This window comes from Desulfobacter sp. (assembly GCF_050177295.1).
This window is the reverse complement of record NZ_JBFXHE010000180.1, coordinates 1-8,612: the sequence shown is the minus strand read 5'-3', so window position 1 is coordinate 8,612 and position 8,612 is coordinate 1. Positions and strand designations below refer to the sequence as shown.

The window sequence follows — 8,612 nt, the reverse complement described above, 5'->3', positions numbered from 1 at the left end:
GGCAAAATCCTGCCCGCCCACCAATGCATGAAACGCTCCATCCAGCTCCATCCGGGCAATCACACCTGGTACGGCAACCTGGCAATTATCCTGGACCATATGCGAAGACCGGAGGAAGCTGCTGAAATGAGGGAAAAGGAAAAAAAGATTTCAAGACGAAATGGTTACATTCCCAACCCCGATCCTGTATAAATCCAATAAAAAGGCAAACAAATATGAGCAATCTGAATTTTTCCGGCAGCAACATCTCCATGCGGCCGGCAAATCCGAACGACAGCATATTTATCGAAGAATTGTTTCGTTCCACCCGGGATGCACTGCGCCTGGCCGACAATGACCCCGAATATGTGGAAGAGATTATCGGCCACCAGTTTAACTTCCAGACCCTGGGATACGGGGCCAACTATCCCAACGCCCTCACCTTTATCATTGAGCACCACCGGGAGAGAATCGGCAGGGCGGTCGTGGATTTCGGCCACAACAGCGTGCATCTGCTGGATATTGCATTTATTCCCGTTGCCAGGGGAAAAGGGTTCGGCAAAACCGTTCTGCAGTCCATGCAGGAGGCGGCGAAAAAAATCTGTGCACCCATGACCCTTATCGTGGACCAGGCCAACACAATGGCCAGGCACCTTTATCTGAGCCTGGGATTTGTGGTGGAGTCGGTGCACCCGCCCTCGGAATTGATGATCTGGTATCCGCCTGTGAGTCAACGGCCCCTCGGCTGAAGACCGGGAGGCTTGAGATGAGTTTCAACTATTGCAACCCCTCCATGTAAAATTAATTTTTTCAGATTTAAGATGAGCGGGTGAGCACCCTATTTCAAAAACCTCTGTGGATGATGAATACCCGGAAGTGACTCAGGCTGATTTTGACAGAGCCGTTCTTCGTCAGGGACTAAAGCCAGTAGAAAAAAAACAGCGAATTACCATCATGCTGGATGCCGGGGTTATTGGTTATTTCAAATCAAAAGCAGGAAAAAAGGGATACCAAACCCTTATTAATGAAAGTTTAAAAAAGGTAATTGCTGAAGACCAAGCGGATCAACCGAGCCTTGAGAGTATTTTACGAAAGGTTATCCGGGAAGAATTAGCAAAAGCGTCTGCATGATTTAACCCTTTCCCCGGGATAAAAACCGGCTGATCAGTGGTTTTGAACGGGTGGCCTGGACCGTTTTTCCGGGGATTTTTTAATCAGGATTATTGCAGGGGATGACTATTTATACTTGGTTGGTATACATGCAGCAGATACATTCGATTTCAACCAACAGGTTGCTCCGGCATATATCCGCCTTTACGAATAGTATGGGTATATTTCCGAAAAACTTGCGGCAAATCTCTTTCACTACCGGGAAGTCTGCCTCCTGCTTGATATAGACTGTGGAGTATTGTATGGATTCCCCGATTTTCACGGGTGATGCCAGCCCGTGTTTTATGGCGTTTTGCAGCAGCAGGCTGTGAATGTTTTTGATGGTTTGGTGGGTTTGGCCTGCAATATCATTCTCACACACCGTTTTCGCGTCCAGGATGCTGGCCGTACCTGAAACAAAGATCATGGCTGACTTTTTTGAGAGCAGGCACATTCCCCTTGAAAACAGAGGAGGTTCAATGCTTTCCTGCTGGGGATATTCATAGGCCGGGACCTGGTATCCATTTTCCATGGCATAGGCTGAAACCGGGGCGTTGGATCTAAATGCAACGGCGGATGTTTGTACGCGAGCATTATCACACCCGATTCCCGTGCTGGCGGGAAAAAAAGCAACAGGATGATCGGGATTTGATTGTTTTGTAAATATCTCTTTACGGTATTTGTTAAAAATTTGATACCTTTCTTTTTGATTGGAATATCCGGTGATTTGGGGAATATAATACCAGGTGTGCAAAAGATCGTGAAAATTGAAACCAAAATGTTCCAGGTTGTTGAAAAGTGCCGTTAAAGACCGTTCAGCGGATTTTTCACACGCTGTTTCATCAGCCTCAATGGTTGTTGTTTCTCCGGCGTCAATATCCTGGGCAATAAAGAGCCATTGGTTGCCGTTTTTCAATTCAACGGCCATGCAATTATTGTTATGGGTCGTTCTTGCGGGTATTTCGGTGATATACCAAACTAATGCCAATACGCCATACACACCCAAAGGCGGCTGGACAACGATGGTAACCGGGATTGCAGACAGCTTTTCATGGGCCTTGACGGTATGCCTGAGAGTCGTCTTCGCCTCCCTGGACGGCACAAAGCAGGTCATTTTCACAGGCAAGGCAGGTTCTCTCCCATTTGCTTCACAGGAGAGGACAACCTCTGAGGATAAAGTTTCCGACTCTTTGGTTTGAATCAATTTGACGAGGATGGGGTGACCATATCCTTCTAAGAATATCTCTTGCAGCTTCATATTTTGAATAATACCGGAATTTGGATAGCGTCTTTTTTTTGTCATAAATTTTGAGGAGAATAATCCGGGAATTGGTAGTTTGTCAAGTTGCGTTTCTCTATGATTAAGGGATGCAGACTGCTTTCTTATTTTTTATGGTAATGACCTTTTCATCAATCTCCCATTTTTTAAGGATTTTTTTCAAGTTCAGGCGTTTCCAGGCCCTGTGGTAAGTTTCACTATGTTTTTCCCAGGCCCCGGGGTGGGGTATGTCTATCGTACGGGATTACCCCTCAATCCACCTGCGCTTCCAGGCGTGGTACTCCAAAGGCCCACGCGGTAGCGCACAAAGTTGCTTTCGCGGACGCTATTGAATGGGTATTGAAATTCATAAGTTTATCCTGCACAATGCCCCCATGATTTCCACGGACTACATTGAGGTTGCTGTTACCCTGCCTGTGAACCAGACTTTTGTTTACGCGATTCCCGGTAGGTTCCGGGCTGATGCCTGTCCCGGCATGCGTGTGCTGGTCCCCTTTGGACGGCGCAGGGTCACCGGCTATATCCTGGCGGGAAAAACGGAAAGCGGGCCATATAAGACCAAAGATGTGCTGGATCTTCTGGATGACCATCCCCTGTTTCCCGAATCTGACATTGATTTTTTCAAATGGGTGGCAGGGTATTATATCTATCCTTTGGGGGACACGATTAAAGCGGCAATGCCCGCCGGTCTGGACTGTCTGGATGTCTCCCGGGCCTTTGTCACGGGCAAGGGCGCCCAGGCCCTTGAATCCGGGGACCTGTCCCGTGAAGAAGCCAGGGTCCTGGGCCTGGCTGCTGAAAAGGACGGGGTCTCTTTAAAATCCCTTTCCCGCCGGGATCCTGCCGGAGCTGCGGTCCTGCGCCGGCTTGAAAAAAAAGACCTGGTCCAGGTGACCGCCGTGCTCCAGAAGGAAACCGCAGGGATTAAAACCGAAAAATTTATCTCCCTGTCCGGGCAAACACCGGCGCACTCGATCCGGATGTCAGCCAAACGTCAGAAAATCCTTGCCATTGTCCGGGAGGCAGGGGAGGTTTCCCTGACCGGTCTTAAACGGCAGGTGCCCACAGCACCGACTCTGATCAAACCCATGGCCGAAGCCGGGTGGCTGAACGTGTCCAGCCGCCGGGTATTCAGAGATCCTTTTGGAGACCCGGTGACACCGGATACCCCGCCTGAACTTACCGGTGAACAGGCTGCCGTTGTCAAAGAGATCCAGGACCGCCGCGATGTGTTCTCCCCCTGTCTGCTGGTGGGCGTGACCGGGTCCGGTAAGACCGAGGTGTACATGCGCCTGGTGGCGGATGCTGTGGAAAAGGGCAGGGGAGCCATTGTACTGGTGCCGGAAATTGCCCTGATTTCCCAGACCGAGCGGCGTTTCAGAGCAAGGTTCGGTGAAAGAATTGCCGTGATTCATTCCATGTTGTCCCAGGGCGAGCGCCTGGATCAGTGGCGGAAAATCGGCCTTGGCAAGGTCCATATCGTCATCGGGGCCCGGTCTGCGATTTTTGCGCCAATCCGGGATCTCGGCCTCATCATTGTGGATGAGGAACATGACTATTCCTATAAACAGGAATCAGGCCTGCGCTATAATGCCCGGGATCTTGCCGTGGTCCGGGCAAAAATGCACAATTGTCCTGTGGTGCTGGGCTCTGCCACGCCTTCGGTGCAGTCCTGCCTGAACGTGGTGTCGGAAAAATTTTTTAAACTGGAACTGACCCGGCGGGTGAACAGCCAGAGGTTGCCGGACATCACCCTGGTGGATATGAAAAAGTACCAGGGAACCTGGGGAACAGACAGCATCATTACCCCGGAGCTTGGCCGGGCCATCCGTTCCTGCCTGGAAAAGGGTAACCAGGCCCTGATCTTTTTAAACCGCCGGGGGTTCTCCACTTTCCCCGTATGTGCCTCCTGCGGCAAAACCCTGGGCTGTCCCCATTGTGATGTGACCATGACCCTGCACAAGGGCGCAGATCATTATAAGTGCCATTTGTGTGGTCATGTCCTGAATTCCGGCATTCGCTGTCCTGACTGTGGCACCGGGAAAATCAGGAATTTCGGGTTTGGTACGGAAAAGATTGAATCCATGCTGAAAACCCTGTTTCCCGATGCCCGGGTGGCCCGGATGGACCAGGACTCCACAGCCAGGAAAGGCAGCACCCTGGCAATTCTGCGCCAGATCCGCAACCGTACCGTGGATATTATCGTGGGCACCCAGATGCTGGCCAAGGGCCATGATTTCCCGGCCATTACCCTGGTGGGGGTGATCTGTGCGGATTTAAGCCTGAGCCTGCCCGATTTCAGGGCAAGTGAACGCACCTTCCAGCTGCTGGCCCAGGTGGCTGGCCGGGCCGGCAGGGGAGAGGCGCCGGGCCGGGTGATCATGCAGACCTTCAGTCCGGATCACTTTACCATTAAAGCGGCCCGCAACCAGGATTACATTGAATTTTTCAACCAGGAGATCCCCTTTAGAAAGGCCCTGATGTATCCGCCGTTTTCCCGGATGATCCAGCTCAAGATTTCAGGAAAAAATGCAGACAGGACAAGGGACCATGCCCGGCTTGCCGCAGACCTTCTTGAACGGCTCAATACCCGGGAACCCAAAGCCCGTATCCTGGGGCCCATTGAAGCGGCCATCCAGAAGATTTCCTCCCGGTACAGGTGGCAGATTCTTATCAAAGGTGTTTCATCGGGCAATCTGAGCAGAATGGTATCGGCCATGGTTCAGGACCCGGCCATCCACAAGGTGAAATCCGTCTCCATTGCCATAGATGTGGATCCCTATTCCCTGCTTTAATCAGGATAGGGGCCTTTCCCATGCGCATTACCCATTCCACGCCAGGTTAAATTCGTGTATAGTAAAATTTAATTTTAAATTATCGCCCTTCGGCGGGCTTTATTTTTCCCCAAAATGGAAATTCATATATTTTCCCCAAAATGGAAATTCATATACTATTAAATTACGCCTGATGAGCTGCATATTCATCCAAAAGACGGCGTATCATCTTTTGGTATTGGGTATTGTGCTTTTTTGCTTCTTTTTTAAAAAAATCTACACTTACTTTGCTAAGTGCAATGGTGACCTTGACGGTTTCGTCTTTTAAAACCAACTCTTCAGGAGAAGGAAGAAAATCAGAAACGATTTTTACCTCTCCCATTGGCTCATCAGTATATTCCATTTTCTGTTTCATAGATCTTTTTACCTTTCCGCCAGTAACCAGCGCCAAATATTCTGATTTTGTTTAAGCGGTATGTAAATCTTACAGTAAGGATTTCTCCGGAAACTTTGCCTAAGCAATAGAATCGTTCCTCTTCAGTGCTATGATTCAAGTCTTTTAAAATGATACGATTGTGGTCTAAAAAAGCCAATTGAGATAGTGCAAATGACACACCGTGTTTCTTTTGGTTGATTTTGTCCTTATTGTCATCCCACTCAAAATTTGAATCATTAATCATGTTGATGATGGTAGATCCATTCTTTTTGAATGTCAATATAATTATATGGCTAAATATATGGAATCAAGGCCGGGTTCTTAAGTCCAGGGTATGTGGAAACCTCGGGTTTAAGGGTTCATGAGGTATCAGGTTCATGGGGCCGGGGGTGTGGCCGATATCCCTGAACCGGGAAATTCGCCGGCCTTCTGCTTCCAGGGAATTAATCGGAAAGGTGTCGTAATTCCGGCCCCCCGGATGGGCTGCATGATAGGTGCATCCGCCCACGGATCGCATGTTCCAGGTATCCATCAGGTCAAAGATCAGCGGGGTATGCACGCCAATGGTGGGGTGCAGGCAGGACGGGGGCTGCCAGGCCCGGTACCGGATGCCGGCCACAAACCGGGTATTTATGTCTGTGGGATGTAAGGGCAGGGGCCGTCCATTGCAAAGCACCTGGTAGCGGACATCTGCCATACCGCTCACCTTGATCTGGATGCGCTCCAGCGATGAGTCCACATACCTGGCTGTACCGCCGCCGCCGGGCTCTTCACCCAGAACATGCCAGGGTTCAATGGCTGTGCGCAGTTCCATTTCTATACCCGCATGGCAGACTTTTCCGATAAAGGGAAACCTGAACTCAAAGTGGGGATGAAAACACGCAGGTGTCAGGTCATATCCGTCTCTGCCCAGAATATCCAGCACATCGCAGAAATCCTGCCACACATAAAAGGGAAGCATGAACTTGTCGTGCAGGGCCGTGCCCCAACGCACCAGCTTTTCCCGGTATGGTGTTTTCCAGAATTTGAGCATGAATATGCGCAGCAGCAACTGCTGGGCAAGGCTCATTCTGGCATGGGGCGGCATCTCAAAGGAGCGGAACTCCAACAGGCCCAGACGCCCGGAAGCAGAGTCCGGGGAGTACAATTTATCAATGCAGAATTCAGCCCGGTGGGTGTTGCCGGTAAGATCCGTGAGCAGGTGGCGGAACAGCCGGTCCACCAGCCAGGGCGGACATGGCAGTCCCTTGTCTGATTCAGGACCTGATCCGGGCAGAAAACAGGAGTGACAGGATGCGGTCCGGTTGTCAAGTTCGGCAAAGGCAATGTCCAGTTCATCCAGGGTGTCGTGGCGGGCTTCATCAATTCTCGGGGACTGGCTGGTAGGGCCCATGAACAGTCCTGAAAAAAGAAAAGACAGGGATGGATGGTTATTCCAGAACGTTAAAAAACTGCGCAGCAGGTCCGGCCGGGCAAGCCAGGGGCTTTGGCCGGGGCTGGGGCCGCCCATGACAATGTGGTTGCCGCCGCCGGTGCCGGAATGCCGCCCGTCCAGCATGAATTTTTCCGTGCCAAGGCCTGACAGCCTTGCCTCTTCGTAAAGATCACAGGTCGCTGCCACCATCTGGCCCCAGGTGGTGGCCGGGTGGATGTTCACTTCAATCACCCCGGGATCCGGGGTAATATTGAGAACATTGATCCGGTGGTCAAATGGCGGGGTGTACCCTTCAATGATCACGGGAAAGCCTGTGGCGCGGGCAGCCTGTTCCACAGCGGCAATCAGTTCGAAATAATCCGTCGCACTGGCCATGGGGGGCATGAACACATACAGCCGTCCGTCCCTGGGCTGGATACACAGGGCCGTACGGATGACCGGTTCGGCGCCGCCGGTGGAATAAGCCCCAGGGGAGGCGGGCCCAAGGCGCTGTGATACAACGTCATCCCGGGTTTCTGTCTCGGGTTGTCCCGGGATGTGAAATTGACCCTCCCTGGCCTTTTCCGCCCGGCCCAGCCGTTCCTTGTCCGGACCCGGGGTCAGCGGATCCGGGAACGGGCCGTGGATGCCCATGGGATCCTCTTCCACCACATGAGGATATTGCCCGGGGGATACCCAGGGCAGGCTGTCCAGGGGCAGGCGAAGCCCCATGGGCGAATCTCCCGGAACCAGAAACAAATTGCCGGCGCGCAGTTCCCAGGCGCAGCTTTTCCAGGACCCTTTTTTAATGGGCAGCACAAATCCGGTTACCGCACCGATGCCCTGCTCAAATACCCGGGCCATGCGGGCGCGTTCTTCTGGATCTTTCAGCCGGGAGTCTTCGGGGGTAACGTTTGCCGGCAGGCGTTGCTCCTTTAACAGCCAGTGGAATACATCTTCATAGGCAGGTATGATGTATGTTTCATCCACGCCCAGGACCCGGGTGACGGTCTGCATCAAAATTTTTGCCTGGGCCGGGCCAAATCCGTAGTCCAGGGTGTCATCCGCCAGAAGGGACGGATCCTGCCAAAGGGGTTTGCCGTCCTTTCGCCAGTAACAGCCCAGGGCCCAGCGGGGCAGAGATTCGCCCGGATACCATTTGCCCTGGCCAATGTGCACAAGGCTGCCCGGGGCCCATTTGCCGCGCAGGCGCCGGAGCAGTTCCATGGCTTTGATTTTTTTGGTGGGCCCCACGGCTGCGGTGTTCCATTCATCGGCGTCCATGTCCGTGGCTGACACAAAGGTGGGTTCCCCGCCCATGGTCAGGGTGATGTTTTCTTTTTTAATCTCTTCATCCACCCGGAATCCAAGCTCATGAATCTTTGTCCAGATCTCCTCGGGATAGGGCTTGGTGGACCGGGGGTCTTCGTGGATGCGTGTGACGCGCATGATGTGGGAAAACTCGACTTCGCACAGTTCAAGCCCTCCCGTGACAGGGGCCGCGCTTTTGGGAAACGGGGTGCAGGCAAGGGGGATATGGCCTTCACCGGCTAAAAGTCCGGATGTGGGGTCCAGCCCCAC

General features: G+C 52.2%; 8 protein-coding genes. 4 read left to right on the top strand and 4 right to left on the bottom strand.

Translation table 11 applies throughout. The annotated features are described in order from the left end of the window. From AB7U36_RS13245 to AB7U36_RS13235, 3 genes are all read left to right on the top strand, one after another. On the top strand, positions 1-192 hold a 192-nt coding region (locus AB7U36_RS13245; RefSeq protein WP_428160235.1), incomplete at its 5' end, for a hypothetical protein. A 23-nt stretch (positions 193-215) separates the two neighbouring features. After that, on the top strand, positions 216-728 hold the full coding sequence (locus AB7U36_RS13240) for a GNAT family N-acetyltransferase (protein ID WP_428160234.1): 513 nt from the start codon (positions 216-218) through the stop codon (positions 726-728). A gap of 106 nt (positions 729-834) precedes the next feature. Further along, the gene (locus AB7U36_RS13235) at positions 835-1,110 is read left to right on the top strand and encodes a BrnA antitoxin family protein (protein ID WP_428160233.1); all 276 of its coding nucleotides are present in this window, start codon (positions 835-837) and stop codon (positions 1,108-1,110) included. A gap of 109 nt (positions 1,111-1,219) precedes the next feature. Here AB7U36_RS13235 and AB7U36_RS13230 read toward each other — a convergent pair whose 3' ends face one another. Next, a complete protein-coding gene (locus AB7U36_RS13230) occupies positions 1,220-2,248 on the bottom strand; it encodes a Rid family hydrolase (RefSeq protein WP_428160236.1) in 1,029 nt (342 codons plus the stop codon). A 491-nt stretch (positions 2,249-2,739) separates the two neighbouring features. Here AB7U36_RS13230 and priA point away from each other — a divergent pair, with 491 nt between their 5' ends. Next, positions 2,740-5,202, top strand: a complete 2,463-nt coding sequence (gene priA, locus AB7U36_RS13225; RefSeq protein WP_428160232.1) for a primosomal protein N' — start codon at positions 2,740-2,742, stop codon at positions 5,200-5,202. A gap of 163 nt (positions 5,203-5,365) precedes the next feature. Here the strand turns inward: priA and AB7U36_RS13220 are convergent, their stop codons facing one another. The 3 genes from AB7U36_RS13220 to AB7U36_RS13210 form a co-directional block, all read right to left on the bottom strand. Then, positions 5,366-5,584 carry a CopG family transcriptional regulator gene (locus tag AB7U36_RS13220; RefSeq protein WP_428160231.1) on the bottom strand — a complete coding sequence of 73 codons (219 nt, stop codon included), beginning with the start codon at positions 5,582-5,584 and terminating at the stop codon, positions 5,366-5,368. Further along, positions 5,571-5,861 carry a BrnT family toxin gene (locus tag AB7U36_RS13215; protein WP_428160230.1) on the bottom strand — a complete coding sequence of 97 codons (291 nt, stop codon included), beginning with the start codon at positions 5,859-5,861 and terminating at the stop codon, positions 5,571-5,573. Before AB7U36_RS13215 ends, AB7U36_RS13220 begins: the two co-directional genes overlap by 14 nt. Before the next feature lie 63 nt (positions 5,862-5,924). After that, on the bottom strand, positions 5,925-8,612 hold a 2,688-nt coding region (locus AB7U36_RS13210), incomplete at its 5' end, for a DUF2126 domain-containing protein (protein ID WP_428160229.1).

Coding starts and splice junctions, on each gene's coding strand:
- AB7U36_RS13220 (WP_428160231.1), bottom strand. CDS start 5,584: ATGGAATATACTGATGAGCCAATGGGAGAGGTAAAAATCGTTTCTGAT.
- AB7U36_RS13215 (WP_428160230.1), bottom strand. CDS start 5,861: ATGATTAATGATTCAAATTTTGAGTGGGATGACAATAAGGACAAAATC.
- AB7U36_RS13240 (WP_428160234.1), top strand. CDS start 216: ATGAGCAATCTGAATTTTTCCGGCAGCAACATCTCCATGCGGCCGGCA.
- priA (WP_428160232.1), top strand. CDS start 2,740: ATGGGTATTGAAATTCATAAGTTTATCCTGCACAATGCCCCCATGATT.